At 71.0% G+C, this 24,620-nt stretch carries 27 protein-coding genes; 16 read left to right on the top strand and 11 right to left on the bottom strand.

Features of this window, described 5'->3' with window-relative positions:
• Positions 1-20 precede the first annotated feature (20 nt).
• On the bottom strand, positions 21-638 hold the full coding sequence (locus tag HDA40_RS31055) for a GntR family transcriptional regulator (protein WP_253761357.1): 618 nt from the start codon (positions 636-638) through the stop codon (positions 21-23).
• Between the two features lie 80 nt (positions 639-718).
• Here HDA40_RS31055 and HDA40_RS31060 point away from each other — a divergent pair, with 80 nt between their 5' ends.
• From HDA40_RS31060 to HDA40_RS31085, 6 genes are all read left to right on the top strand, one after another.
• Complete coding sequence (locus HDA40_RS31060; RefSeq protein WP_253761358.1) at positions 719-1,648, top strand: aldo/keto reductase; 930 nt, start codon at positions 719-721, stop codon at positions 1,646-1,648.
• The gene (locus HDA40_RS31065; RefSeq protein WP_253761359.1) at positions 1,645-2,481 is read left to right on the top strand and encodes an amidohydrolase family protein; all 837 of its coding nucleotides are present in this window, start codon (positions 1,645-1,647) and stop codon (positions 2,479-2,481) included. Before HDA40_RS31060 ends, HDA40_RS31065 begins: the two co-directional genes overlap by 4 nt.
• A gap of 3 nt (positions 2,482-2,484) precedes the next feature.
• Positions 2,485-3,342, top strand: coding sequence for a fumarylacetoacetate hydrolase family protein (locus tag HDA40_RS31070; RefSeq protein ID WP_253761360.1), 858 nt, complete (start codon positions 2,485-2,487; stop codon positions 3,340-3,342).
• Positions 3,339-4,646, top strand: a complete 1,308-nt coding sequence (locus HDA40_RS31075) for an enolase C-terminal domain-like protein (protein ID WP_253761361.1) — start codon at positions 3,339-3,341, stop codon at positions 4,644-4,646. Before HDA40_RS31070 ends, HDA40_RS31075 begins: the two co-directional genes overlap by 4 nt.
• Positions 4,643-5,353, top strand: coding sequence for an SDR family NAD(P)-dependent oxidoreductase (locus HDA40_RS31080; protein ID WP_253761362.1), 711 nt, complete (start codon positions 4,643-4,645; stop codon positions 5,351-5,353). The genes HDA40_RS31075 and HDA40_RS31080 overlap by 4 nt, the downstream gene beginning before the upstream one ends.
• 117 nt (positions 5,354-5,470) lie before the next feature.
• Entirely contained in the window at positions 5,471-5,932 is a 462-nt protein-coding gene (locus tag HDA40_RS31085) for an ATP-binding protein (protein WP_253761363.1), read from the top strand.
• 35 nt (positions 5,933-5,967) lie between these two features.
• Here HDA40_RS31085 and HDA40_RS31090 read toward each other — a convergent pair whose 3' ends face one another.
• The 3 genes from HDA40_RS31090 to HDA40_RS31100 are packed head-to-tail and all read right to left on the bottom strand — an operon-like array spanning position 5,968 to position 7,827.
• On the bottom strand, positions 5,968-7,017 hold the full coding sequence (locus HDA40_RS31090; protein ID WP_253761364.1) for a phage baseplate protein: 1,050 nt from the start codon (positions 7,015-7,017) through the stop codon (positions 5,968-5,970).
• A 25-nt stretch (positions 7,018-7,042) separates the two neighbouring features.
• Entirely contained in the window at positions 7,043-7,678 is a 636-nt protein-coding gene (locus HDA40_RS31095) for a DUF47 domain-containing protein (RefSeq protein ID WP_253761365.1), read from the bottom strand.
• Positions 7,678-7,827 (bottom strand): hypothetical protein, encoded by a 150-nt coding sequence (locus tag HDA40_RS31100; protein WP_253761366.1) that lies wholly within the window; start codon positions 7,825-7,827, stop codon positions 7,678-7,680. Before HDA40_RS31100 ends, HDA40_RS31095 begins: the two co-directional genes overlap by 1 nt.
• Before the next feature lie 82 nt (positions 7,828-7,909).
• Here HDA40_RS31100 and HDA40_RS31105 point away from each other — a divergent pair, with 82 nt between their 5' ends.
• The 10 genes from HDA40_RS31105 (at position 7,910) to HDA40_RS31150 (ending at position 17,853) form a co-directional block, all read left to right on the top strand.
• The gene (locus HDA40_RS31105; protein ID WP_253763866.1) at positions 7,910-9,361 is read left to right on the top strand and encodes an FGGY-family carbohydrate kinase; all 1,452 of its coding nucleotides are present in this window, start codon (positions 7,910-7,912) and stop codon (positions 9,359-9,361) included.
• On the top strand, positions 9,358-9,963 hold the full coding sequence (locus tag HDA40_RS31110) for a histidine phosphatase family protein (RefSeq protein WP_253761367.1): 606 nt from the start codon (positions 9,358-9,360) through the stop codon (positions 9,961-9,963). Before HDA40_RS31105 ends, HDA40_RS31110 begins: the two co-directional genes overlap by 4 nt.
• A 5-nt stretch (positions 9,964-9,968) precedes the next feature.
• Positions 9,969-10,754: a DeoR/GlpR family DNA-binding transcription regulator gene (locus HDA40_RS31115; RefSeq protein WP_253761368.1), complete on the top strand. Its 786-nt coding sequence runs from the start codon at positions 9,969-9,971 to the stop codon at positions 10,752-10,754.
• On the top strand, positions 10,732-12,096 hold the full coding sequence (locus HDA40_RS42310; RefSeq protein ID WP_253761369.1) for an FGGY-family carbohydrate kinase: 1,365 nt from the start codon (positions 10,732-10,734) through the stop codon (positions 12,094-12,096). Before HDA40_RS31115 ends, HDA40_RS42310 begins: the two co-directional genes overlap by 23 nt.
• 11 nt (positions 12,097-12,107) lie before the next feature.
• A complete protein-coding gene (locus HDA40_RS31125) occupies positions 12,108-13,100 on the top strand; it encodes an NAD(P)-dependent oxidoreductase (protein WP_253761370.1) in 993 nt (330 codons plus the stop codon).
• Positions 13,101-13,123: 23 nt separating this feature from the next.
• Positions 13,124-13,891, top strand: a complete 768-nt coding sequence (locus HDA40_RS31130) for an inositol monophosphatase family protein (RefSeq protein ID WP_253761371.1) — start codon at positions 13,124-13,126, stop codon at positions 13,889-13,891.
• Between the two features lie 140 nt (positions 13,892-14,031).
• Positions 14,032-14,718: a glycerophosphodiester phosphodiesterase gene (locus tag HDA40_RS31135; protein WP_253761372.1), complete on the top strand. Its 687-nt coding sequence runs from the start codon at positions 14,032-14,034 to the stop codon at positions 14,716-14,718.
• Positions 14,715-15,656, top strand: coding sequence for a carbohydrate ABC transporter permease (locus tag HDA40_RS31140; protein WP_253761373.1), 942 nt, complete (start codon positions 14,715-14,717; stop codon positions 15,654-15,656). The genes HDA40_RS31135 and HDA40_RS31140 overlap by 4 nt, the downstream gene beginning before the upstream one ends.
• Entirely contained in the window at positions 15,653-16,474 is an 822-nt protein-coding gene (locus HDA40_RS31145) for a carbohydrate ABC transporter permease (RefSeq protein ID WP_253761374.1), read from the top strand. The genes HDA40_RS31140 and HDA40_RS31145 overlap by 4 nt, the downstream gene beginning before the upstream one ends.
• A gap of 35 nt (positions 16,475-16,509) precedes the next feature.
• Positions 16,510-17,853 carry an ABC transporter substrate-binding protein gene (locus HDA40_RS31150; protein ID WP_253761375.1) on the top strand — a complete coding sequence of 448 codons (1,344 nt, stop codon included), beginning with the start codon at positions 16,510-16,512 and terminating at the stop codon, positions 17,851-17,853.
• 24 nt (positions 17,854-17,877) lie between these two features.
• On the opposite strand, the gene HDA40_RS31155 is transcribed toward HDA40_RS31150, so the two are convergent.
• The 7 genes from HDA40_RS31155 to HDA40_RS31185 form a co-directional block, all read right to left on the bottom strand.
• Positions 17,878-18,282 (bottom strand): YjbQ family protein, encoded by a 405-nt coding sequence (locus HDA40_RS31155; protein ID WP_253761376.1) that lies wholly within the window; start codon positions 18,280-18,282, stop codon positions 17,878-17,880.
• 9 nt (positions 18,283-18,291) lie between these two features.
• Entirely contained in the window at positions 18,292-19,164 is an 873-nt protein-coding gene (locus HDA40_RS31160; RefSeq protein ID WP_253761377.1) for a Gmad2 immunoglobulin-like domain-containing protein, read from the bottom strand.
• The gene (locus HDA40_RS31165; RefSeq protein WP_253761378.1) at positions 19,161-20,558 is read right to left on the bottom strand and encodes an ATP-binding protein; all 1,398 of its coding nucleotides are present in this window, start codon (positions 20,556-20,558) and stop codon (positions 19,161-19,163) included. Before HDA40_RS31165 ends, HDA40_RS31160 begins: the two co-directional genes overlap by 4 nt.
• Before the next feature lie 6 nt (positions 20,559-20,564).
• Positions 20,565-21,242, bottom strand: coding sequence for a response regulator (locus HDA40_RS31170; protein WP_253761379.1), 678 nt, complete (start codon positions 21,240-21,242; stop codon positions 20,565-20,567).
• Positions 21,243-21,254: 12 nt separating this feature from the next.
• Positions 21,255-21,773, bottom strand: coding sequence for an AMIN-like domain-containing (lipo)protein (locus tag HDA40_RS31175; protein WP_253761380.1), 519 nt, complete (start codon positions 21,771-21,773; stop codon positions 21,255-21,257).
• Positions 21,774-21,902: 129 nt separating this feature from the next.
• Positions 21,903-23,018 carry a transcription termination factor Rho gene (gene rho, locus HDA40_RS31180; RefSeq protein ID WP_308197784.1) on the bottom strand — a complete coding sequence of 372 codons (1,116 nt, stop codon included), beginning with the start codon at positions 23,016-23,018 and terminating at the stop codon, positions 21,903-21,905.
• Between the two features lie 256 nt (positions 23,019-23,274).
• Positions 23,275-24,591, bottom strand: coding sequence for a M48 family metalloprotease (locus HDA40_RS31185; RefSeq protein ID WP_253761381.1), 1,317 nt, complete (start codon positions 24,589-24,591; stop codon positions 23,275-23,277).
• Between the last annotated feature and the right edge of the window lie 29 nt (positions 24,592-24,620).

A 24,620-nucleotide genomic window follows, 5' to 3' on the forward strand; every position in this document is an offset into this window, starting at 1 on the left:
CCTACCAGGGTAGAGGACGACTAGCGCGCCTCGCGATGGCGTTCCCGGGCGGCGTCCAGGTGCGTACGCATCGCCGCTTCGGCCGCCTCAGGATCGCGCGCCCGGATCGCCTCCACGATGGCGTCGTGCTCCCGTTCGGTGGAGCCCACCCCGGGAAAGGCCACCCGGTGGACGTGCAGATGGGCGTGCAGCCGCACGATCGACTCCCGGAGCACCGGGTTGCCCGAAGCCACCGCGACGGCGTCGTGGAAGGCGGCGTCGGCCGAGGTGAACGCGGCGTGGCCGGCGTACCCGGGGTCGGTGGTCGGCGCGGGCATCCGGGGGAACTCGACGGCCGGGTCGCCGAACCGGGCCGCCCGGGCCGCGGCGGCGCACTCCAGCAGCGTCCGGACCTCGAAGAGCTGCTCGAACTCGGCCGGGGTCAGCAGCGGCGCGGTGGTGTATCCGGCCATCGGCCGCTTGACCACCAGCCCGTCCGACTCCAGCCGGGCCAGCGCCTCGCGTACGGGAGTGGGGGAGACGTCCAGTTGACGGCTGACCGCGTCGATGGTGACACGGCCGCCGGGCGGGATCACGTGATCCATGATCATGGCCTTGACGGCCTCGTAGACCTCGTCGCTGAGCGTCCGACCGCCCATTTCGCCCCCTTTCCCTGGCCCGGGTACATCCTATAGGATCGCCGAAGAATCCTATAGGATTTCCGAGCGGGAGGTGCCTGATGCAGGTGGAGCTGGGCCGGACCGGCCTGACGGTCACCCGGCTGGGGCTCGGGCTGGCACCGATCGGCGGGCTCTACGCCGACGTCAGTGAACACCAGGCGCGCCAAACCGTCGACCGGGCCTGGGACCGGGGCATACGCCTCTTCGACACCGCGCCGTTCTACGGCTACGGCCGCAGCGAACTCCGATCCGGCGAGGCGCTGCGCGATCGGGGCGCCCACGTGCTGTCGACCAAGGTCGGCCGGGTGCTCGAACGGCAGGACGACGGCGACACCGATCCGGACGTCTGGGTGGGCGTCGACCCGACGGTGCGGCCCGTCTTCGACTTCTCGGCCGCGGGCGTACGCCGATCGTTCGAGGACAGCCTGCGCCGGCTCGGCCGCGACCGGATGGACGTCGTGCACCTTCACGATCCCGACGACCACCTCGAACAGGCCGTCGCCGAGGCGTACCCGGAACTGGTCCGGCTGCGCGACGAAGGGCTCATCACCGCGATCGGGGCCGGCGCCAACAGCGTGGAGGTGCTGGCGTACCTGGTCGAGCGGGTCGATCTCGACGTGGTGCTGATGGCTGGTCGCTACACGCTGCTCGACCGCAGCGGCACGGATCTGCTCGACCGTGCGGCCGATCGCGGGGTCGCCGTCATCGCGGCGGGCGTGTTCAACTCCGGCATCCTCGCCGATCCCCAGCCGGGCTCGACCTTCAACTACGCGGCCGCCGACGAGGAACTGCTGAACCGGGCGCTGCGCCTGAAGCGGCTCGCCGAGGAGCACGGCGTACCGCTGCGGGCGGCGGCCGTGCAGTTCCCGTTGCGCCATCCAGCCATCGCGGCTGTCCTGGTCGGACTGCGCTCGCCGGAGGAGGTCGACGACGCCGCCGACATGATCGAGGCGGCCGTCCCGGACGAGCTGTGGGCGGTGATCGCGTGACCGAGGACGTGATCGACTCCCACCACCACCTCTGGACTTCCGGGTATGCCTGGCTCGCTGAGCCGGAGCTGGCCCCGATCCGCCGGGACTACACGGTCGACGACCTGCGGGCGCAGCTGTCCCGGGCCGGCGTCGCCAAGACGGTGCTGGTCGAGGCGGGTCGCGGCGACGACGCCGAGACGACCGAGTTCCTGGCCCTCGCCGCCGGCACGCCCGAGATCGCGGCCGTCGTCGGCTGGGCCGACCCGCTCGATCCGCGGCTCGCGGAGAAGCTCGCCGCCCATCGGGCCGGACCGGGCGGCGCCAAGCTGGCCGGCGTACGCAGCCAGATCCAGGCCGAATCCGACCCCGACTTCCTCGCCCGCCCGGACGTGATCGACGGGCTGGCCGTGATCGCCGACGCAGGGCTCGCCTTCGACCTCGTGATCCGGGCCGAGCAGCTGCCCGGCGCGGTCGTGGCGGCCCGGTCGCTGCCGCACGCCCGGCTCGTCCTCGACCACCTCGGCAAGCCGCGGATCCGCACCGGTGCGTTCAGCGCCTGGCGGACCGCTGTGGAGTATCTGGCCGCCTGCCCCACCGTGGTGGCGAAGCTGTCCGGCCTGGTGACCGAGGCGGACTGGACCGGTTGGCAGCTCGACGACCTGCGCCCGTACGCCCACGTGGCGCTGGAGTTCTTCGGCCCGGACCGGCTCCTGTGGGGGTCGGACTGGCCGGTGGTGGAGGTGGCCGGAGGCTACGAGCGCTGGCTGGCCGCCGCGCGCGACCTGGTTCCGGCCGACCTGCACCCGGCGGTCTTCGCCGCCAACGCCGCTCGCACGTATGGATTGGACTGAAACATGAAGTTCCTCAGGGTCGGCCCCGCCGGGGCCGAGATTCCGGTCGCCCTCGACGACTCGACGCCCGCCGTGCTCACCTGCTACGACCTGCGGTCGCTGACGGCTGACATCGACGGGGAGTTCCTGGCCCGGGTCGCGGCCGGGCTCCAGCTCACCGGGCTCCCGGAGATCGACATCGCCGGCCGGCGCCTCGGCGCGCCGCTGGCGCGCCCCGGCGTCATCCTCTGCATCGGGCAGAACTACGCCGCGCACGCCGCCGAGTCCGGGCAGGAGCCGCCGACCCAGCCGATCATGTTCTACAAGGCGCCGAACACGCTGTCCGGCCCGTACGACGACATCCTCATCCCCCGGGGCTCGGTGAAGACGGACTGGGAGGTCGAGCTGGCCGTCGTGATCGGCAAGCGGGCGCGCTACCTGTCCTCGCCCGAGGAGGGTCTGCGCTGCGTCGGCGCGTACGCCGTGTCGAACGACGTCTCCGAGCGGACCTTCCAGATCGAGGCCTCGGGCGGGCAGTGGTCGAAGGGCAAGAGCTGCGAGACGTTCAACCCGCTCGGTCCCTGGCTCGTGACGCCGGACGAGGTCGAGGCGCAGGGCGGGCCGCAGCAGCTCAGGCTGCGGAGCTGGGTCAACGGCGAGCCGCGGCAGGACTCCTCGACCGGCGACATGATCTTCGACGTCGGCACCCTCATCTGGCACCTGTCGCAGTTCACCGTGCTGGAGCCCGGCGACATCGTCAACACCGGTACGCCGCAGGGCGTCGCGCTGTCCGGCCGGTTCCCCTACCTCCAGCCGGGCGACCTGGTGGAGGTCGAGATCGACGGGATCGGGCATCAGCGTACGCGGATGGCGGCGGCGTGAAGATCACCGGTATGCGGGTGCACGACATCCGCTTCCCGACCTCACGGACGCTCGACGGCTCCGACGCGATGAACCCGGATCCGGACTATTCGGCGGCGTACGTCGAGCTGCTGACCGACGACGGGCTGACCGGATACGGGCTGACCTTCACCATCGGCCGGGGCAACGACGTCTGTGTGGCGGCGATCGAGGCGATGCGCTCCTATGTGGTCGGTCAAGCCGTGGACACCGTGGATCTCGGGGAGTTCGCGCGGCGGCTGACGCACGACTCCCAGCTGCGCTGGCTCGGCCCGGAGAAGGGCGTCATGCACCTGGCGGCCGCCGCCGTCATCAACGCCGTCTGGGATCTGACCGCGCGCCGGGCCGGGTTGCCACTGTGGCGGCTGCTTTCGGCGTACACGCCGGATCAAACGGTCGACCTGATCGACTGGCGGTATCTGACCGACGCCTTGACCCCCGCGGCGGCCGTGGATCTGCTCACAGACCGAGTGGCGGGGCGCGGGCAGCGCGCGGCGGAGATCTCCGTCGCCGGATATCCGGCCTACACCACGTCGGCGGGCTGGCTCGGCTATGACGACGCCAAGGTGACCCGGCTCGCGCAGGAGGCGGTGGCCGACGGCTTCGACATGATCAAGCTGAAGGTCGGCGCCGACATCGAGGATGACCTGCGCCGGTTCCGGGCCGCTCGGTCAGCCGTCGGTTCCGGGGTACGCATCGCCGTCGACGCCAACCAGCGCTGGGACGTGCCCGAGGCGATCGACTGGATGAAGCGGCTCGCCCCGCTCGACCCCTACTGGATCGAGGAGCCGACCAGCCCGGACGAGGTGCTCGGGCACGCCGCCATCCGCACCGGGCTGCGCGAGGCGGGGCCGGGCGGGCGGCCGATCCGGGTCGCGACCGGTGAGCACGTGCACAACCGGGTCATGTTCAAGCAACTGCTCCAGGCCGACGCTATCGACGTGGTCCAGATCGACGCGTGCCGGGTCGGCGGGGTCACCGAGAACCTCGCGATCCTGCTGCTGGCGGCGGCCTTCGGCAAGCCCGTCTGCCCGCATGCGGGCGGCGTCGGGCTGTGCGAGCTGGTGCAGCACTTCTCGTTCTACGACTACGTGGCGGTCTCCGGTTCGCTGGACGGCCGTCATCTCGAATACGTCGACCACCTCCACGAGCACTTCGTGGACCCGGTGGTCATCCGGGACGGGCGCTACCTTGCGCCTGAGCGGCCGGGCTTCTCGGCGCAGATGCGTTCGGACACCCTGACCCGGTACGCCTTCCCGGACGGTCCGGAGTGGAGGGTCCAATGAACGACTTCGCGGGCCGGGTGGCCGCCATCACGGGTGGCGCGTCCGGCATCGGGGCGGCCTGTGCGGCGCTCTTCGAGGCGCGCGGCGCGACCGTCGCCGTCGTCGATCTGCCGGACGGCGACGTCTCGCAGCCGTTGGAAGGGGTGTTCGAGCGGATCGCCGCCGAGCACGGCGGGGTCGACATCCTCGTCAACAGCGCCGGGATCAGCGCGGTCGGGCCGGTCGAGGCCAACTCCGACGAGGAGTGGCACCGTGTGCTGGACGTCAACGTCGTCGGGATCGTCCGGGCGAGCCGGGCGGCGCTGCCCTATCTGAAGGCGTCGCCGCACGGGGGCGTCATCGTCAACATGTCGTCGATCGCGGCCACCGCCGGGCTGGTCAACCGGGCGTTGTACAGCGCTTCCAAGGGCGCGGTCCACGCCCTCACCCTGGCGATGGCGGCCGACCTCGTCGGCGACGGCGTACGGGTGTGCTGTGTCGCGCCGGGAACGGTGGACACGCCCTGGGTCGCCCGGCTGCTCGCCAACGCGGCTGACCCGGCCGCCGAACGCACCCGGCTGGCGGCCAGGCAACCCACCGGGCGCCTGGTCACCGCGGACGAGGTCGCGGCGGCGATCGCGTACCTGGCCGGGCCGGGTGCCGGGGCGACTACCGGGACGTCGCTCGCCGTCGACGGCGGGATGAGCGGGCTCCGGCTCGTCCGCTGAGCCTCACCCTCCCCGGACGTTCCTGATCAGGGTCGTTTCCGTGCGCCATAGCGACATGGAAACGACCCTGATCAGGTTCGGTGTTTTCGGTCGGCTGAGGTCGGGTATCGGGCGTTCATGCCACCTGACCACGCTGCGGAGCTGGTCGCCGAGCGGTCCTTCCGGCTCGACGGTCTCTCCGCGGTCCGCGAGGTCGCGGCGGCCGCAACTCACCGGGCCGGCGCGGGAGCCGACCGGGCGGACGTGATGATGATCATCGTCAATGAACTAGCCACCAACGCGATCCTGTACGGCGGCGGGGCCGGTCGGCTGCGCGTGTGGCGTACGCCGGAGAAGGTGTTCTGCGAGGTCTCGGACGCGGGCGTCGGAATGCCCGATCCGTTCAGCGTGGGCTCGGAGCCGGCCACCCCGGACGCGCTCAGCGGCCGGGGGCTGTGGCTCGTCCGGCAGCTCGCCGACGGCGTGGAGATTCATTCCGGCGACGCCGGAACCACGGTGGTCGCCTGGCTGAACCTGACCGACCTGGCCCTGGCGCCGTCGCGTGCCCAGCACGCCGGCCATGCCGCCTCGCCCGGGTGAGATGTCCGCCGAAGCCGCATGACCGGCGCGAATGATCAGATCAGTACATCCTTGTAGTAGACGCTGGCCAGCTTCGCCGTGTCGGTCGGCGAGGTGGTCGACGCGAATCCGAAGGCCAGCCGGATCCCGGCCGGGTCCGACAGGTCGGGGACCTGGATCGCCATCCCCTCGGGCTCCCGGAACGCCAGGTCGGTGCCGTCGGAGACGAGCTGCCGGGCGACGACCGTCCCGGACGCCCACTCCACGCAGGTGAGATAGGTGTTGCCGACCGGCGCGGTCGAGCCGGAGCTGCCGTAGGACGTGCCCTCCAGCAGGTAGAGGTAGCCGCCGCTGGTGGCGTAGCCCTGGAAGGAGTAGGTCAGCGCGGGCTGGTCCACCTCGAAGATCGGGGTGAACTTGTTGCGCCGTACCTCGTCGAGGTCGTAAAGGGCGTACCGGAAGGTGCCGGCGATGCGGTGGCGCATGACGAGCCGGTTCAGCACCGGGTCGATCCCGCACGTCGTCCGGTCCGCGCCCGGGATGGGGGCGATCCGGCGTACCTCGGGGGAGTCCGGCGTGAGGATCGCGCCATCGGCGAACCGGAACCGGGCGAGCCGGCTGCCCCAGCCGTGCAGCCCGTCGTCGGAGATCGCGTCGGTCTCGGTCCAGAGGAAGGCCGACGAGCCGACCGGTTCCGCGCCGATCTGCACGCCGTGCCCGAAGCCCTTCAGGAACATGTAGCCCAGCTCGGTGCCGTCGAGGTCGAGCTGCGTCAGGCACAGGTCGCCGGCCAGATCCCGGTTGGCGCCGCTGATTGGGGCGGCCTCGTCGGCGAGCTGCTGTCCGCCGGCCATCAACTGCACGGTGTAGACGTGCCGGTTGACGTTGTCGAAGGCGAAGGACTGCAACACGGTCTTGTTGTGCAGCCGCTGCGTCCGGAACAGCGGCCGGCCGGGCGCGGCCAGGTCGAAGCGCGCCGGCCCGGCGGCTGCGGCCGTGGTGTCGGCGGCGGTCGTGCCGGTGGCCATGGCGGCCGTGCTCGGCAGGGCTGCGGCGAGCGCGCCGAGCCCGGCGGCCTGGAACAGCGTACGGCGGGCGAGGGACATGGAACCTCCAAAGGGGACGGTGGTGCTACTGGAACCGCTTCATCACCCCGTCGGCGAGGGCGTCGGCGGCCGCCGCGAGATGGGTTCCCGCGGCGTCCAACCGGTGAAGGAGCAGGGTCGCCTTCAGGACGTCGGCGGTGAGCGGCTGATCGAGCAGCCGGGACAGCGCGTGTTGGTACTCCGTACGCAGTCCCTGCTTCTTGGCGCGCAAGGCGAGTTCGGCCGCCTCGACCGGATTGCGGGGCAGGCGCAGCACCGCTTCGGCGAGTCCGGCGAGACCGCGCGCGAGCGCGTCGAGCACCGGCGGGCAGGCCGGCAGGGCGGTGAGACCGAAGAGGTCGGCCTCCCGGATGAAGTCGCGGACGGCGTCGAGCACGTCGTCCACGCTGCGAGACAGGCGGAACAGGTCTTCCCGGTCGACCGGGGAGGTGACGCTGCGGCGCAGGCGCTGGACCAGCCGCGCTCGCCCGTCGTCCCCGGCGTGCTCGATCTCCGCCGCACGCTGCCGGGCGGTCGAGGCGGCCACCTCGCCCCGGGCCAGGGCGGCGGCCAGACGGGTACCGTCGGCAGCGATCGCTATCTGGTCGGCGACCAGCTGGGCGAGCAGTTCGTCGCCGCGTCCGGACAGGTCGCGGAGCAGATCGCCGATACGGGCCGGCATCAGTGGACCGCCGTCCGAGCCAGGACGCCGCCGGCCTCGCCGACCGCGCACGCGCGGACGCGCAGACCGAGTCCCACCAGGGCACCGCCGTCGTCGAACCCGGGGAAGAGGGTGAAGACGGCGGCCAGTGCGAAGCCCAACCAGTTCATGAGGATGTTATTTAACACTCGTTCTCACGCAGTATCAATGCCTCTTTACCGCACGACGATGTTAAGTTAACATCCTCTCGTGATGATCAACCCCGCGGGCGAACTGTGGGCGGGCGTCGACGTCGGGACCCAGAGCCTGCGGGTGTACCTCGTGAACGGTGCGGGCTCGATCGCTGGACGCGGCTCGGGCCGGCTCACCAGTCACCGCGCGCTCGGCAGGGACGGCGCCCCACGGCACGTTCAAGACCCGGACCAGTGGTGGCAGGTGCTCGGCGAGGCGTTCCGCCAAGCGCTGTCCGGTGTGGACGCCGAGCGGGTGCGGGGCGTCGGGTTCTGCAGCACCTCCGGCACCTTCGTGCTGGCCGGACCGGACGGGCTCGCCCTGACCCCGGCCCTGATGTACGACGACGGGCGGGCGTACGCCGAAGCCGCCGAGGTCGCCGAGGCCGGTGCGGAGCTGTGGCTCTCCCTCGGCTATCCGATCCAGCCGAGCTGGGCACTGCCGAAACTGGTGCACCTGATCCGGTCGGGCCATCATGGGCGGCTGCAACACTGCGCCGACCACCTGGCCGGGCGGCTGGCGGGGGAGGCGGTCGCCACCGACTGGAGTCACGCCCTGAAGACCGGCTACGACGTCGAGGCCGGGACCTGGCCCACCCCCGTGCTCGATCGGCTCGGCGTACCGGCGGGCATGCTGCCGGACGTCGTCCGCCCGGGGCACCGGATCGGCAGCGTCGGCGCCGTGGGCGCGGAGCACACCGGGCTGCCCGTCGGCACCGCGCTGCACGCGGGACTGACCGACGGCTGCGCCGCCCAGGTCGCGGCGGGCGCGCTGACGCCGGGCGCGTGGAACTCCGTGCTCGGCACCACCCTCGTCCTCAAGGGCGTCACCCCCGAACGGCTGCGCGACCCGGGCGGCGCGGTCTACTCCCACCGGCATCCCGACGGCGGCTGGCTGCCCGGCGGCGCGTCCAACGTGGGCGCCGGAGCGCTGGAGGCCCGGTTCCCCGGGGCTGACCGGGCCGCGCTGGACGCCGCCGCAGCCGCCTTCGAACCGGCGTCCGGCCTGACCTATCCGCTGCTCACCCGGGGCGAGCGCTTCCCGTTCGTCGATCCGGCGGCGGAAGCCTTCGACACCGGCGACTTCACCGGTCCGGCCGACCGATACGCGGCACTGCTGCAGGGCGTCGCCTTCGTCGAGCGCCTCTGCTTCGCGTACCTCGAAGGGCTGGGCGCGGACGTCTCCGGCCCGATCAGCGTGACCGGCGGGGCGACCCGCAGTCCCTACTGGACGCAGCTGCGCGCGGACATCCTGGGCCGGGACGTGATCCTGCCCGCCCACGCCGAACCGGCCTTCGGCGCGGCGGCGGCCGCGGCGGCCGGCGACGGTTCCCTGACCGCCGCCGCGGAGAAGATGGCTGGGGCCGGGCGGGTCGTGCCGCACCGGCCGGAGGTGCATGAACGCTTCGCCGAGCCCTATGCGAGATTCGTCGGCGAACTGCGTGACCGCGGATATCTGGGGGACGACCGATGACGACCTTGGTGCTGGCCCGGCACGGGCGTACCGCTTGGCACTCGCCGAACCGGTACGCCGGCCGCAGCGACATCCCGCTCGACGAGCACGGCCGCCGGCAGGCCGATGCCCTGGCGAGCTGGGCGAGGTCGCAGGAGTTCACCGGGCTGGCCTGCTCGACGCTGCAACGCGCCCAGGCCACCGTCGCGCCCACCGCGTCATTGCTGAACATGACGCCGGTGGTCGACGCCCGGCTGCGGGAGCTGGACTTCGGCATCGCCGAGGGCAAGACCCTGCCGGAGGTACGCGAGATCGACCCGGCGGCGGTGGATCGGTTCGTCGCCGACCCGGTGGCGCATCACTTCCCGGGCGGGGAGGATCCGCGCGACGCCGTCGCCCGAACGCTGACCGCCCTCGCCGAACTGGCCGAGGGCCAGGAGAAGCTGCTGGTCGTCGCACACAACACGCTGCTGCGCCTGGTCACCTGCGCGGTGCTCGGCGTACCGCTGAGCGAGTATCGGCGACGGCTGCCCGAGCTGGACCCGGCGGCGACCGTGACCTTCCGGCTCACCGGCGACCAGTACGCCCTGCTGGCGTACAACGTGCCGCTGGCCGCAGGATAGTCCGCATGACCGCCTCCGAGACCGCCGACCGCGGCCGCCCGGCCCAGCGTCAGGCCGAGATCGCCGAGTACGTGATGCAGCAAGGGTCGGTGTCCGCCGCCGACCTGGCCGAGATGTTCCACGTCAGTCTGATGACGGTGCACCGCGACCTCGACGAGCTGGAGAAGCAGGGGGTCGTCCGGAAATTCCGCGGCGGCGTCAGCGCTCAGCCGTCCAGCGTCTTCGAGAGCAACGTCTCCTATCGGCTGCGGGCCGCCCGGACCGAGAAGCTGGCGCTGGCGCAACGCGCCCGGGAACTCGTCGAACCCGGGATGGCGGTGATGCTCGACGACTCGACGAGCACGCTGGAGCTGGCCCGGCTGCTCGTCGACGCCGGTCCGCTGACGGTCATCACGAACTTCCTCGAGACCATCAAGCTGCTGTCGGGCGTACGCGGCATCCGGTTGCTCTCGCTCGGCGGCGAGTACTACGCGACCCATGACTCGTTCCTCGGCGTGCCGTGCATGGAGGCGATCGAGGCGCTGCGAGTGGATCTGCTGTTCGCCTCGACCTCGGCCGTCTCCGGTTCGTACGCGTACCACCAGGAGCAGGAGATCGTGCTGGTCAAGCGGGCGATGATCCGCTGCGCCCAGCGCTCGGTCCTGCTCGTCGACCACACCAAGCTGGGCCGGGTCGCCTTGCACCGGGTCGCCCCGCTGCGCGACTTCGACCTGGTGCTGACCGACTCCGGCGCACCCGCCGAGACGTTACGAGAGATGCGGGAGAACGGTGTCGCGTACGAGATCGTCTGAGCCGGTCGTCGTCGGGGTCGACGCGGGCACCACGCTCACCAAGGCGGTGGCCTTCTCGGTCACCGGCGAGCCGCTGGCGCGCGCCGCCCGGCCGACCCGGGTCGATCGCGTCGGACCAGGCTGGTACGAGCAGGACGCCGACCTCGTGGTGGCCTCGGTCGAGGAGGTCCTGGCCGAGCTGCGGGAGTCGACCGGTCCGGTGCTGGCGATCGGCGTGACCGCGCAGGGCGACGGCCTCTGGCTGGTGGACGCCGACGGCCGTCCGGTGCGCCCGGCGATCTCGTGGATGGACGGCCGGGCGGCCGGGATCGTCCGCGACTGGGACGCGGCCGGGCTGCTCACGGCAGGTTTCCGCCGGACGGGGACGCTGATGTTCCCCGGTGCGCAGGCGCCACTGCTGGCCTGGCTCGCCGCCAACGAACCGGAGCAGCTCAAGCGGGCTGCCGGGGCGGCGTACTGCAAAGACGTGATCCTTCATCGGTTGACCGGCGTACGCGCGACCGACCCGACCGACCAACGGGATCTGCTCGACCTATGTGGACTCGGTGAGCACGAGCGCCTCCTGCTCCCGGCCCGGACCGCCCCTTCGGGCCGGCTGCCGGACGGTACGCCGGTCGTCGCCGCCCTCTACGACCTGCCCGCGTCCGCCCTGGGCGCCGGGGTGACCGCCGTCGGCGACGGCCTCCTCATCCTCGGCACGACGCTGGCCTGCCAGGTTCTCGTGGACGCCGTCGACACTGCCGCCGAACCGGCCGGGCTCAGTCTGCGTACCTGGGCGGAGGGCCGGTGGTTGCGGGCGCTGCCCGCGATGGTCGGCACCGCCGCGTTGGACTGGGCGCTGCGGCTGGTCTCGGCGACCGTGGCCGACCTGCCGGACCTGCTCGCCACCGGCGACTCGGCCGGGCTGAGTGTGCTGCCGTATTTCTCCGAGGCGGGCGAACGCGCCCCGTTCGTCGATCCCCGCGCGCGGGGTCGCCTCGACGGCCTGCATCTCGGCACCCGTCCCGCCGACGTCGTGCGGGCGGTGTGCGAGGCGATCGCGTACAGCGCCCGGCATTGCCTGACCGCCGCCGGGCTCTCCGGCGAGCTGACGGCCTGTGGCGGCGGGCTGGCCACCCCGGCCTGGGCGCAGATCTTCGCCGACGTGCTCGGCCGGCCGATCCGCGTACTCGCGGGGCAAGAGGTCGGGGCGCGCGGAGCCGCACTGGCCGCCGCCGCGGCGCTGCCCGGCGACGTCGTTTTCGCGCCCGTCCCGGGAATCGTTTACGAGCCGCAGACCTCCTACGAGGACCGGTACGCCCGGTATCTCGACCATGTCGAACAGGCCCGAAACACCTGGTGAAAGGAATACCCGTGCCACCCCTGAAGATCCTCGCCGCCGGCGATCACTTCGTCACCCCCGCCCTGCTCACGGCCGCGCTCCGCGACCGGGTCGGGACGGCCGAGATCCAGGAGCTGACGCTGCCCTGGCCGCTGGTCCCGTTCGGGCCGGTGGCCGAGGTGGACGAGGCCTCCGACGCCGAGGACGAGCTGATCGCCGCGCTGCCCGGGGTTCAGGTGCTGGTCACGCAGATGGCGCCGGTCACCGAGCGGGTCCTGGCCGCCGCGCCCGACCTGCGGCTCGTCGTCGTCTGCCGGGGTGGCCCGGTCAACGTCAACCTGGCGGCCGCGGACCGCCACGGGGTCACCGTCCGCACCACGCCCGGCCGCAACGCGATCGCCGCGGCGGAACATGCTGTGGCGCTGCTGCTGGCGGCGCTGCGCCAGATTCCCCAGATCCACCAAGGCGTACGCGACGGGCAGTGGCGTAGCGACCTGTACGCCCTCGACGAGGTGGGCAGCGAGCTGGCCGGGACGACGGCCGGGTTGATCGGATACGGGGCGATCGGCGCACGAGTCGCCAGGATTCTGCGCGCCTTCGAGGCGACGGTGCTGGTGTACGACCCGTTCGTGACGACCGCACCTGAGGGCGTCGACCTGGTCGGCTTGGACGAACTGCTCGCCCGGAGCACGGCGGTGAGCCTGCACGCCCGGCTGACCCCGGAGAACCGGCACATGATCGGTGCAGCGCAGATCGCGCGGATGCCGCGCGGATCGGTGCTGGTCAACACGGCCCGAGGCGGGCTGCTCGACTACGAGGCGGTCGTCGACGCGCTCGACTCCGGGCACCTCGGCGCGGCCGCCTTCGACGTGTACGACGCCGAGCCGATCCCGGCGGGGTCGCGGCTGCTCAAGGCTCCGCGTACGGTGTTGACGCCGCACCTGGCCGGGGCGACCCGGCAGACCGCCGAACGCGCCGCGACGCTCGCCGCGGCCGAGGTCGCCTCCCATTACGGCTTGTCATGACAGCGGCGTTACCGTCGGCGGACTTGCTGACCGCCGCGCAGGACGCCGTCGACCTCGCCGCCGGGATGCTGCGTACGCGGCTGCCAGGGGTGCTGACCGCCAAGGGCGACCGGGACATGGCGTCCGAGGTGGACTACGCGGTCGAACGCGCGGTGCGGTCGTTCCTGGCGGAGCGTACGCCCGACGTCGGGTTCCTCGGTGAGGAGGAAGGCGCAGCCGGCGCCGCCGACGGACTGACCTGGGTGCTGGATCCGGTCGACGGCACGGTGAACCTCGTGCACGGCATCCCGCTGGTGGCCGTCTCGTTGGGACTCGTCCTGGCGGGCACACCCATCCTCGGGGTGGTCGACACTCCGTTCCTGCACCGGCGATATCACGCCGTCCGGGGCGACGGTGCGTACGCCGACGGCCGGCCCATCCGGGCGAGCGGGGTGAGCAGGCTGGCCGACGCCGTGGTGGCCGTCGGGGACTACGCCGTCGGCGAGGACGCCGACGTGAAGAACGCCGACCGGCTGGCCGTCACCGGTCGCCTCGTGCCCCGGGTCCAGCGCGTACGCATGCTGGGCAGCGCCGCGATCGACCTGGTCTGGGTGGCCGAGGGCCGGCTGGACGCCCTGGTCATGCTCGCCAACAAACCCTGGGACACCGCTGCCGGCGTGGTCATCGCCCGCGAGGCGGGCGCCCAGGTCGTGGACCGGACGGGCGCCCCGCACACCATGGCCTCCGGCGAGACGCTCGCCGGTGCGCCGCAGTTGCTGGACGAGCTTCTCCCGCTCGTTGGTGTGCGTTAACGGCCTTCTTAACATCGCTTCTCACAGCGTTTCGCGCCGGTTGAGCGCATTAGGGCTTGCTCGCTTTGTGTCCGTCGTGTTAACTGCTTCCGTGATCAAAACGCTGTAGGGCGTTAAGTTGTGTGCTGTTAGGAGAGACCGTGTTCCTGACCATCGCGCACCGGGGTGACCCGTTGGTGCACCGCGAGAACACCATGCCGTCGTTCCGCTCGGCCGTCGACAAGGGCGCCAACACCGTCGAGTTCGACCTGCGCCTGACGCGCGACGGCCGGATCGCGCTCCTGCACGACGCGTCGTTGCAGCGGCTCTGGGGTGTGGACGCCCAGTTCGCCGACCTTACCCTGGCCGAGCTGCGCGCGATCGACGGCGAGGGCTACCAGGTGCCGGAGTTCGCCGAGCTGATCGACGAGTTCGACGACGTCACCTTCCTCGTCGACCTCAAGACCGACGACGTGGTGGCGCCGGCCGTCGAGGCGCTGCGCAAGAAGCCGGGCGCGTTCGAGCGGGCCATCTTCGTGGCGGCCCGGCGAGGCGGCCGGGAGGCGCTGATCAAGCTGCGGCAGGACGAGCCCGACGCGATCATCGGGCTGGACTGGACCGAGGAGAACCCGGCCCCGGCCGACCTCCTCGACGCGATGAAGCCGCAGTACTTCGGCCCACGTTGGGCCGTCGCCGACGCCGCCGAGGTGCCCCGCATGCGGGCCGAAGGCTACCGCGTCTGGGTCGGCCCGCTCGCCGACCCGGCGCAGGTCGCCGCCGCGGTCGCGTACGGGGTCGACGGGCTCGTCGCCGACGACATCGCCGAGCTGCTCTCCCTGCTGCCATGAGCACCCTGGAGACCGCGCGCCCGGCGACCCAGCAGCCGGATACCCCGGTACGCCGTCGCAAGCCGAAGCGTGCGCGGGAGTACCTGACGTTCCTCGCGCTCGTCGCGCCGAACTTCATCCTGCTCGCGGTCTTCTCGTACTGGCCGGTCATCTACAACGCGTACCTGAGCCTCACCGACTGGAACCTGATCGCGCCCATGCCGACCTTCGTCGGCCTGGAGAACTATCAGGAACTGCTGACCGGGCACGAGTTCCGCGAGGTGCTGCTGACGACGGTGATCTTCGTCGTCGGCATCGTCGGCGGCAGCCTCGTCCTCGGGCTGGGCGTGGCCCTGCTGCTGAACCAGAAGCTCAAGGGCCGCGGCGTCGTCCGCACAATGGTCTTCGCGCCGCACGTGCTGTCGGGCGCCGCGGTCGGTCTGGCCTGGGTCTTCATCTTCGACCCGAACTACGGGCTGTCCCGGGTGGCGTTCTCCGCCATCGGGCAGAGTTCCCCGTCCTGGCTGACCGACTCCGGATGGGCGTTGCCCGCCGTGATGATCGTGTACCTCTGGAAGAACGTCGGCTTCTCGGCCATCGTCTACCTGGCCGGGCTGCAGGGTATGCCGAAGGACCTCTACGAGTCGGCGTCGCTGGACGGCGCGGGCGCGTGGACCGTCTTCCGGCGGATCACCCTGCCGCTGCTCTCGCCGGTCACCTTCTTCCTGATGATCACCACGATCATCTCGTCGTTCCAGGCCTTCGACGTCATCGCCGTGATGACCGACGGCGGTCCGGGCGGCGCCACGACCATCCTCTCCTGGTACGTCTACGAGAAGGGCTTCAGCGACTTCGAGGCGGGCCCGGCCGGTGCCGGCGCCGTCGTCATGTTCGTGATCCTGCTGGTGATCACGCTGCTGCAGACCCGGTTCGTCGAGCGGAAGGTCCACTACCGATGACCGTCGCCCGCAAGTTCAGCCTGTACCTGTCGCTGACGGTGGTCGGCGTGATCATGGTCGGCCCGCTGTACTGGTTGTTCGCCTCGTCGCTCAAGCCGTCGGCCGACATCTACTCGTTCCCGCCGGCCTGGTGGCCGACCAGTTTCGAGTGGCACAACTACGTCGACGCGTGGAAGTCGGCCCCATTCGGCGACTTCTACCTCAACTCCATCATCACGACCGTGGCGGGAACGGCCCTGGAGGTCGCCAACGCCGTGCTCACGGCGTACGCCTTCGTGTTCCTGCGGTTCCCGTTCAAGCGGGTGCTGTTCGGCATCCTGCTCGCCGCCCTGATGGTGCCCGGCCATGTGGTGCTCCTCCCGAACTACCTCACCGTCTCCGAGCTGGGCTGGATCAACACCTACCAGGGCATCGTCATCCCCGGGGCGGCCTCGGCGTTCGGGGCGTTCCTACTGCGCCAGCACATGCTGACGCTGCCCGACGAGATCATCGACGCCGCCCGCGTCGACGGCGCCGGGCACCTGCGCCGGCTGTTCAGCGTCGTCCTGCCGCTGTCCAAGCCGATGGTGATCACCGTGACCATCGTGTCGATGGTCGGCAAGTGGAACGACTTCGTCTGGCCCCTCATCGTCACCAACACCAACAGCATGCGGACCCTCCCGGTCGGCCTGCTCCTGCTGAAGAACGCCGAAGGCTACGTGAACTGGGGCTCGGTCATGGCCGCCACCGTCTTCGTGGTCCTGCCCGTCCTCGTCGTGTTCTTCATCGCTCAGCGCCAGATCGTCGCCGGGTTGACCCAGGGCGCCGTCAAGGGCTGACACCCCTCCCTCGATCTGTCCAGAAAGGATCGTCAATGAAGACTTCCCTGAGCCGTCGCAGTCTGCTCGGCCTCGCCGGGGGCGCCCTGCTCGCCGGCCCGCTCGCCGCCTGCGGTGGTGGGTCCGGCGGTGGCGCCGGCGGCTTCTCCCAGCCTGAGGGAAAGGTCCCCGCGCAGTACGGCAAGCGGCAGCGCGTGGTCATCTGGTTCCCCTACACCGGCGCCACCGGTGACGCGTTCACCAAGCTCGTCGGCAAGTTCAACGACTCCCAGCAGAACATCTACCTGGAGGCGCAGTTCCAGGGCACCTACGACGAGGTCGCCCAGAAGCTCGCCGCCGGCATGCAGGCCCGGCAGGTGCCGGACATGTGCATCTTCTCCGAGGTCACCTGGCGGAAGTTCTACCTCAACGACGCCCTCGAACCCCTCAACGGCTACTTCGGCAACGGCCTGGCGACCACGGACTACGTGGACACCCTGATCGCGGAGGGCACCGTCAAGAACGACACCTGGTGGGTGCCCTTCGGCCGCAGCACGCCGCTCTTCTACTACAACAAGACGATGTTCGCCCAGGCCGGGCTGCCCGACCGGGGTCCGAAGACGTGGGCCGAACTGCGCGAGTGGGCGCCGGCGCTGCAGAAGGTGAAGGTCAACGGGCAGTCGCCGAAGCTGCACGCGTACCCGCAGGTGGACGGGGACTGGATGTTCCAGGGCGCGGTCTGGCAGTGGGACGGCAACTACTCGAAGAACCTGGACGTCACCATCGACCAGGGCGGGGCTGTCGAGGCGGGCGAGTTCCAGCGCACGCTGATCCACACCGACAAGCAGGCGTACATGGCGAAGAGCCCGAAGGTCGACTTCGCCAACGGCCTGATCGCCACCCTCCAGGAGTCCACCGGTACGCTCGGCAGCCTGCTCAAGGACGCCAAGTTCGAGGTCGGCGCGGCGTTCGTCCCGGAGCAGAAGAAGTTCGGCTGCCCGACCGGCGGCGGCGGTCTGTCCCTGCTGGCCGGCGTGCCGAAGGACCGTAAGCAGGCCGCGTTCGAGTTCATCAAGTTCGCCGCGCAGGCGGAGAACGCGGCGCAATGGTCGGTCGACACCGGGTACCTGCCGGCGACGAAGGCGGCCCTGACCGCCCCGGCGATGGCGCAGCGATTCACCGAGCGCCCGGCCTTCAAGGTGGCCGTCGACCAGCTGCCCAAGACGCAGGCCCAGGACATCGTGCGGCTGATGGTGCCCAACGCCAACAAGGTGATCTACGGCGGCCTGCAGAAGATCTACGCCGACAACAAGCCGGCCCAGGAGGTCTTCACCGAGGTGGCGACGGAGCTGCGCAAGAACACCGACAGCGTCCGCGACGCCATCTCCAAGCACATCTGATCGGCCCCAGCGGCAAAGCGGGATTCAGCCCGCGAGGAAGCTGAAGCGCACCTGGCGAGTCGGGTTGTCCCCGTTCGGATCGACGAGGCAGACCGACTGCCAGGTGCCCAGCGCGATGCGGCCGCCGAGCACCGGCAGCGTCGCGTACGGCGCGATGAACGCGGGCAGCACATGGTCGCGGCCGTGTCCGGGCGAGCCGTGCCGATGCCGCCAGCGGTCGTCGGTCGGCAGCAGATCGTCGAGGGCGGTCAGCAGATCGTCGTCGCTGCCCGCCCCGGTCTCGATGATCGCGATGCCGGCCGTGGCGTGCGGGGCGAAGACGTGCAGCAACCCGTCGCCCCGGCCGGCCACGAAATCGGCGGCCTGGCCGGTGAGGTCCACCACCGACGGCCGGCCGCCGGTGCGTACGGTGATCACAGTGCTCTCCACGAGCCCAGACTAGGCGAGCAGGGTCACCGGAATCCGGACGACGTCGGAATGCGAACTGTCGTTGGGTGAGATCCAGAAGACCTCGACGATCCCGGCCTGCGCCCGGCCGACCCGATAGGACACCCGTACGCTGAACGACCCCCGGCAGCCGGAACCGCAGGTGGCCGTGGTGAACGTGGTCGCGATCTGCTTTCCGGCGGCGTCGAGCACCCGGATGTTCACGGTGGCCTCGAAGACGTCGGCGGTTCCGGCGACCGTGATCGGGCTGCCGCGCCGCTGCCCGATGACCGGGTTGGTCACGACGATGGCGGGCAGCAGATCGGTGTAATCGGCCCGGCCGACCGGCGCGGCCAGTGCCGTGCCGTCGCGCTGGAACGCGACCTTGGTGACGGTGGAGAACTGGCTCAGCGTGTAGACCACCTGGGCCTGGCGCAGCCGCGCGGCGTCCCGGCCGCCGTCGTAGAACCCCGGGGAGAAGCTGACCGTCTCGACGCCGTCGCTGATGCCGACGATCCGGAACGTGGTCCCACCCGGGAATCCGGTGGTCAGCCCGGCCGAAGCCTCCACAGTGGTCGGTCCGGTGGCCAGCTCGGTGAGGGCCAGCTGCGACGTGCTCTGGGTGGTCGGCCGGGTCCGCTGCGTGTACGCGATCCGCCCGTTCCGGACCAGCCAGAGGCTGATGGTGATGGTCCCGGCCGGTCGGCTCGACGCGGTCGCGTCCGGGGTCGGCGCGCTGGACGGCGACTCGGTCGGTGGGACGGTCGGCGTGGCGGCGGCGCTGGTCGGCGGGGCGCCGGTAGGCGCGTCGCCCACCGTGCCCGACTTGGGCGTACACCCGGCGACGGTCGCCAGCACCACGATGGCAACGAAGAAACGCTTCATGACGGCGTACCCTCCTCGGCTTCGTCCGCAGCGGTTTCACTGCCGGGTAACCGTTGCGTAACAGGCAATTCCAGTCGTGCTTCAGTGCCCCGGCCCGGCTCGCTCGTGATCGTCACCCGGCCGCCGAGCAGGCGCGCGTTCTCCTGGGCGATGGCCAGACCGAGCCCGCTGCCCTGCCCGCTGCGCGCCGGGTCGGCCTTGAAGAACCGCCCGAAGACGTGCGGCAGATGCTCCGGCGCGATGCCCGGACCCGCGTCGCTCACGACGACGGTCACCTCCCGTGCGTCACCGCTGACGGTCGCGCGGATCGGCTCGGCTCCGTGCTCCACGGCGTTCGCGACAAGATTCGCGAGTACGCGCTCCAGCCGTCTCGGATCGGTGAAGAGGCCGACGGGGTCCCCGTCGACCGTCACGGGCCAGTCGTGGGCAGCGGCGAGCGCGCGAAGCAGCGCGAGCGGATCCACGGTCGCAGCGATCACCGGCTCCCGTCCGGCGTCCAACCGGGAGATCTCCATCAACTCCTCGATCAGCCGCCGCAGCCGGACGACGTCGCCGATGAGCAGCTCGGCCGGTCGGCGTACGCCGTCGGGCAGGTTCTCGACCTGCTCGGCGAGCAGCGACGCCGCCGCCACGAGCGAGGTGACCGGCGTACGCAGTTCGTGCGCCACGTCGGCGGTGAACCGGCGCTCCCATGCGATCTTGTTCTGGAGCGCCTCGGCCATCTCGTTGAACGATTCCGCCCACGCGCCGAACTCGTCGCGACCGCGGACGGGCAGCCGGGTCGCCAGCAGCCCTTCGGCGATCGCACGCGCGGCGTCGGAGGCCCGCGCCACCGGATCCAGGGTGCGCCGGGCGAGCAGGTGCCCGACCAGGGCGGCGAGCAGGACGACGGTCAGCCACCCGGCGATGAGCACCGCCCGCAGCTGATCGAGGTCGGAGTGGATGCGGTCCTCCGAGCGGACGACGTAGAGCTGCGCCGCCGAACCCGGGATACGCCCGCCGACCACCAGCAGCCCAGTGCTGTTTGGTCGGTCGTAACCGATGCGGCCCGCCGCCACCTCGCTTCGCAACTCGGGGCTGAGCGTCGGGGCGTACGCCGGATTCGAGGCGGTCGTCTCGCCGTCGGCGACCAGCACCACATGCCGCCCGCTGCTCTCGTACGCCGCGAGCAGGTTGTCCCGCCGTTCGCCGTCCAGTGGTAAGAACTGACGGGCGGCGACCAGCTGCGGGCGTACGTCGGACGCGGCCTGCTGGAGGGAGTCGTCCAGCCGCGCCTGGCGTACAAGGAGAAAGGAACCGGCCGCCAGCGCACCGGCGGAAATCCCCGCGACCAGGACGAACGCGATGGTGAGCCGGCGTCGGAGCCGGCCGGGCGGTACCGCGCGCGCCGCCACGACGCCCTACCCGAGCAGCTTGTAGCCGGCACCGCGGACCGTGCGCACCAGCTCGGGATGGGCCGGGTCGTCCTCGACCTTGGCCCGCAGGCGCTGGACCGCGACGTCGACGAGGCGTGAGTCGCCCAGGTACGGGTAGGACCAGACGCGGTCGAGCAGGATCTCGCGGGTGAAGACCTGACCGGGCCGCCGAGCCAGCTCCAGGAGCAGCCGGAACTCCGTCGCGGTCAGGGCCAGCTCGTGTCCTCCCTTGTGGACGGTGTAGCGCGCCGGGTCGATCTCCAGCCCGCCGACGGCCAGCACACCCTCCTCCGGCTGCGCCGACGCCCGTCGCAGCAGCGCGCGCACCCGGGCGACCAACTCCGGCAGGTCGAACGGCTTCTTCACGTAGTCGTCGGCACCGCACTCCAAGCCGACGACCACGTCGATGGTGTCCGTCCGGGCGGTCAGCATCAGGATCGGCACCTGGCTCGACTTGCGGATCTGCCGGCACACCTCGAGCCCGTCGACACCCGGCAACATGACGTCGAGGACGACGAGATCCGGCTCGTGCGCCCGCCACGCCGTCAGCGCCTGCGCGCCGTCGACGGCCGCGCCGACCCGGAACCCGGCCCGGCGCAGCCCCAGCACCGTCACCTCGCGGATGGCGGCGTCATCCTCGACGACCAGCAGGTCCGCCTCCATGTCTGGATGGTCTCACCACTGGTGGGCGACGTCGACGACTATCCGGCTGTGGGTGCCCGGCCCGTTCAGGGTGAACACCCGGTACGGCAGGCGTGCGCGGACGCCGATCGCGAAGGTCGTGTACCCCTCCGACGTGCCGCCCGCGACGACGTCCCGCAGGGTGTCGTACGGAACGACGGTCGCCACGTGCTCGCCCGTGGCGTACGCCGCCGGCTCCAGCAGCACGAGTTCGATGACCGCCCCGCCGGCGGTGTACGGCGACAGCGGAACCCCGGTGCCCTGCGTATACGCCTCCCCGTACGCCGCGCGATAACCGGTCGCGGCCCCCTCGAACTCGAACACGACCCGGTCGTAGCAGTCGTGCCGGCCCGTCCGCACCGTCAGCAACGGCGCCTGGGCCAGATCTCCGGCGGCCTTGTCTCCGCTGCCCCACGTGATTCCGCAGTACGGCGCGGCCGCCTCGGCGGTTCCCCCTACGCTAAGCCCGCTCGCGATCATGATCGCCGCGGCCAGCATCATCTTGATCCTCATACTCGCGAGAGTCGACGCTGTGCTGCACAGGAGGTTCGCAGCCGGGTAACCGTCGCGTAACCGCCAGCGGTGGTGCAGGGAGGGAGGCGTCGCGTAACCGCCAGGGGGTGCGGGGAGGGAGGCTCAGTGTTAGGCGCGGGCGATCTGCATCAGGAACTCGGCGTTGCTCGACGTCTTGCGCAGCCGCTCGACGAGCTGCTCGCCGGCCTGCTGCGCGTCGAGGTGATGCATCGCCTGCCGCAACCGGCGTACCAGGATCAGTTCCTCCGGCGGCAGCAGCACTTCCTCGCGACGCGTACCGGAGGACTCGACGTCGACCGCCGGGAAGATCCGGCGCTCGGCGAGCCCTCGCACCAGGCGCAGCTCGGCGTTCCCGGTGCTCTTGAACTCCTCGAAGATCACCGTGTCGCCGGTCGACCCGGTCTCGACCAGCGCGGTCGCGATGATCGTCAGCGAGCCGCCGCCTTCGAGGTTGCGTGCCGCGCCCAGGAACCGCTTAGGGGCGTGCAACGCGCCGGCTTCGATGCCGCCGGTCATGATGCGCCCGTTCGCCGGGGCGGCCAAGTTGTACGCGCGTCCCAGCCGGGTGATCGAGTCGAGCACGACGACGACGTCCCGCCCCAGCTCGACGAGCCGTTTCGCACGCTCGATCGCGAGCTCGGCGACCGCGATGTGATCCGACGGCGGACGGTCGAACGTGGACGCGATCACCTCTCCGCGTACCGTGCGGGCCATGTCGGTGACCTCCTCCGGGCGCTCGTCGACGAGCACCGCCATGAGGTGGGCGTCCGGGTGGTTGATCGACACCGCATGCGCGATCGCTTGCAGCACAATAGTTTTGCCCGCCTTCGGCGGCGAGACGACCAGCGCCCGCTGGCCCTTTCCGATCGGGGTCAGCAAGTCCACGATCCTCGTCGTGAGGATGTGCGGCTCGGTCTCCAGCCGCATCCGCTCGGTGGGGAAGAGCGGCGTCAGCGCGTAGAAGTCGGGCCGGTCGGGGGCGGAGCCCGCGGCGACACCGTTCACAGTGGTCACCTCGGTCACGGCCGGGCGGCGGGGACGCCGATCCCGGGCCTCGCCCAGCACGGTCACCGCCTCGACGTGGTCCCCCCGGCGCAGGCCGTGCTTCTGGATCACGCCCTTCGACAGGTACGCGTCCTCGGTGGTGGGCAGATAGCCGTCGACGCGGACGAAGCCGTGCCCGTCCGGACGGAGGTCGACGACTCCGATGATCTCGTTGGTCATGGAAAGCTCCTGAGCAGGATGAGTCGCACCGGGCACGGCTGTGCACCGATGGGGAAGCGCGACGCGTACGCTGCGCGAATCGCGCTGAAATGGAACGGTCGCCGCATCGCCGGACAAAGACGGAAAGCGGATCAGACCGGGAAATCGGCACCACTGGGGCGGGAAGTCCACGCCGGCATCAGCAAGTGCTACGCCGAAGGTAGCTCACGGCGTACGCCCGGCGCAAACACCTTCGCCCAGCCGTCGCCGCTGTGAATCACCAGTGTTCGGCGATCTCCCGGCGGTAGCGCTCCTCGTACTTCGCGAGCTCGGCGTCGACCGCCGCGGCCTGGACCTCGGTCAGCACGACGGCGGGCTCGCGATGCGGGGCGGCCTGGATCATGCGTACGCGCAGCCCCGGCTGCGGATGCGCGGCGAAGATCGAGGCGTCCTCGCGAATGGACAGCTGGCGCAGTTGTCCGGCCGAGGTCGCGTACTCGGCGCGGGTGTTCTCCACGGTCTCCCGCCAGCCGATCACCCCGGCCTTCTGCCGGGCACGAGTGCCGATCCGGGTCTTCAGCCGAGAGGTGAGGAGGAGGACGTCCAGCAGGCCGACGACGGCCGTCGACCCACCGGCCTGTGCGGCCAGGTCGTCGGCGTAATACTCGGCTCGCTGCGAGGACCGTGCCGCCAGCGCGTGCGTGCCCATGTGCAGCAGCAGGAGGGCACCACGGACGGTGTTCACGACGGGCAGCAGCACCAGGCCGGCGAGCAGTGCGGCGCTCGGCCGGACGTTGCCGTTGACGCGGTCCCGGACCTCGGCCAGGACCTGCCGAGGGTCGATCAGATCGGCGATCGTGCCGAACACGGTCACCGCCGGTTGGAGGGCCAGCCGCCGTGAGCCGTCGCCGTTGACGAAGTGCCCCAGCTCATGAGCGAGTACCGCGACTCGTTCCTGCGGGCGGAGCACCGTCCAGAACGGCAAGCCCAGCAGGAGGATCCGTCGCCGGCGAAGGCCCACCACGAGGGTGGACGCCTCCCAACGGCTCGTGGTCGCGATCGTGTGCGGCATGGGTGCGCCGACCTTGGCGGCGACCTCGCGCACGACTGCGAAGAGTGCCGGAGCCTGCGCCTCGGTGATCGTGTCGGCGTCGCTCAGCACCTTGCGGGCCGTGCCCAGTCGTGGCCGGAGCACCACCGCGACCGCGACGAGCAGGAGTCCGAGCGCCTTGCCGAGCAGGGACGCCGTGATCACCAGGTGAAGGCCGACCGCAGTCATACCGATGAGGAGCGCCAGGATCAGCGCGGTCATCCCGACGAGGGCGATCTCGCTGAGGCTGACCGTCGCGGGCTGCGCCTTCTTGCCGGCCAAGGTCCGGAAGAGCGTGGTACTGAGGTCGTAGCCCGCCTTGTGATCGAGCCGCCGGAGCGAGCGGTCGACCCGGCTCGGCGCGTTGGAGGCCGGTGCCGCGTCGAGGTTCCACTCGCAGCGGTCACACCAAGGCTCCCCGTCGTGTTCGGTCACCAGAGCGGAGTGGCACTCGGGGCATCGCCACGGGACGTCGGCCGAGGTCAGCGAGGGGATAGCAGGCACAGCGGCGGAGCGTACATGATCAAGGGCGG

It is taken from the genome of Hamadaea flava (assembly GCF_024172085.1).
Taxonomy (GTDB): Bacteria; Actinomycetota; Actinomycetes; order Mycobacteriales; family Micromonosporaceae; genus Hamadaea; species Hamadaea flava.

What these genes read in the sequence shown, in the direction of transcription:
- HDA40_RS31170 (WP_253761379.1), bottom strand. Translation starts at nt 21,242, where the DNA reads ATGGAGGCGGACCTGCTGGTCGTCGAGGATGACGCCGCCATCCGCGAG.
- rho (WP_308197784.1), bottom strand. Translation starts at nt 23,018, where the DNA reads ATGACCAACGAGATCATCGGAGTCGTCGACCTCCGTCCGGACGGGCAC.
- HDA40_RS31140 (WP_253761373.1), top strand. Translation starts at nt 14,715, where the DNA reads ATGAGCACCCTGGAGACCGCGCGCCCGGCGACCCAGCAGCCGGATACC.
- HDA40_RS31070 (WP_253761360.1), top strand. Translation starts at nt 2,485, where the DNA reads ATGAAGTTCCTCAGGGTCGGCCCCGCCGGGGCCGAGATTCCGGTCGCC.
- HDA40_RS31080 (WP_253761362.1), top strand. Translation starts at nt 4,643, where the DNA reads ATGAACGACTTCGCGGGCCGGGTGGCCGCCATCACGGGTGGCGCGTCC.
- HDA40_RS31100 (WP_253761366.1), bottom strand. Translation starts at nt 7,827, where the DNA reads ATGAACTGGTTGGGCTTCGCACTGGCCGCCGTCTTCACCCTCTTCCCC.
- HDA40_RS31085 (WP_253761363.1), top strand. Translation starts at nt 5,471, where the DNA reads ATGCCACCTGACCACGCTGCGGAGCTGGTCGCCGAGCGGTCCTTCCGG.
- HDA40_RS31055 (WP_253761357.1), bottom strand. Translation starts at nt 638, where the DNA reads ATGGGCGGTCGGACGCTCAGCGACGAGGTCTACGAGGCCGTCAAGGCC.
- HDA40_RS31090 (WP_253761364.1), bottom strand. Translation starts at nt 7,017, where the DNA reads ATGTCCCTCGCCCGCCGTACGCTGTTCCAGGCCGCCGGGCTCGGCGCG.
- HDA40_RS31060 (WP_253761358.1), top strand. Translation starts at nt 719, where the DNA reads ATGCAGGTGGAGCTGGGCCGGACCGGCCTGACGGTCACCCGGCTGGGG.
- HDA40_RS31145 (WP_253761374.1), top strand. Translation starts at nt 15,653, where the DNA reads ATGACCGTCGCCCGCAAGTTCAGCCTGTACCTGTCGCTGACGGTGGTC.
- HDA40_RS31105 (WP_253763866.1), top strand. Translation starts at nt 7,910, where the DNA reads ATGATCAACCCCGCGGGCGAACTGTGGGCGGGCGTCGACGTCGGGACC.
- HDA40_RS31150 (WP_253761375.1), top strand. Translation starts at nt 16,510, where the DNA reads ATGAAGACTTCCCTGAGCCGTCGCAGTCTGCTCGGCCTCGCCGGGGGC.
- HDA40_RS31175 (WP_253761380.1), bottom strand. Translation starts at nt 21,773, where the DNA reads ATGAGGATCAAGATGATGCTGGCCGCGGCGATCATGATCGCGAGCGGG.
- HDA40_RS31110 (WP_253761367.1), top strand. Translation starts at nt 9,358, where the DNA reads ATGACGACCTTGGTGCTGGCCCGGCACGGGCGTACCGCTTGGCACTCG.
- HDA40_RS31095 (WP_253761365.1), bottom strand. Translation starts at nt 7,678, where the DNA reads ATGCCGGCCCGTATCGGCGATCTGCTCCGCGACCTGTCCGGACGCGGC.
- HDA40_RS31160 (WP_253761377.1), bottom strand. Translation starts at nt 19,164, where the DNA reads ATGAAGCGTTTCTTCGTTGCCATCGTGGTGCTGGCGACCGTCGCCGGG.
- HDA40_RS31115 (WP_253761368.1), top strand. Translation starts at nt 9,969, where the DNA reads ATGACCGCCTCCGAGACCGCCGACCGCGGCCGCCCGGCCCAGCGTCAG.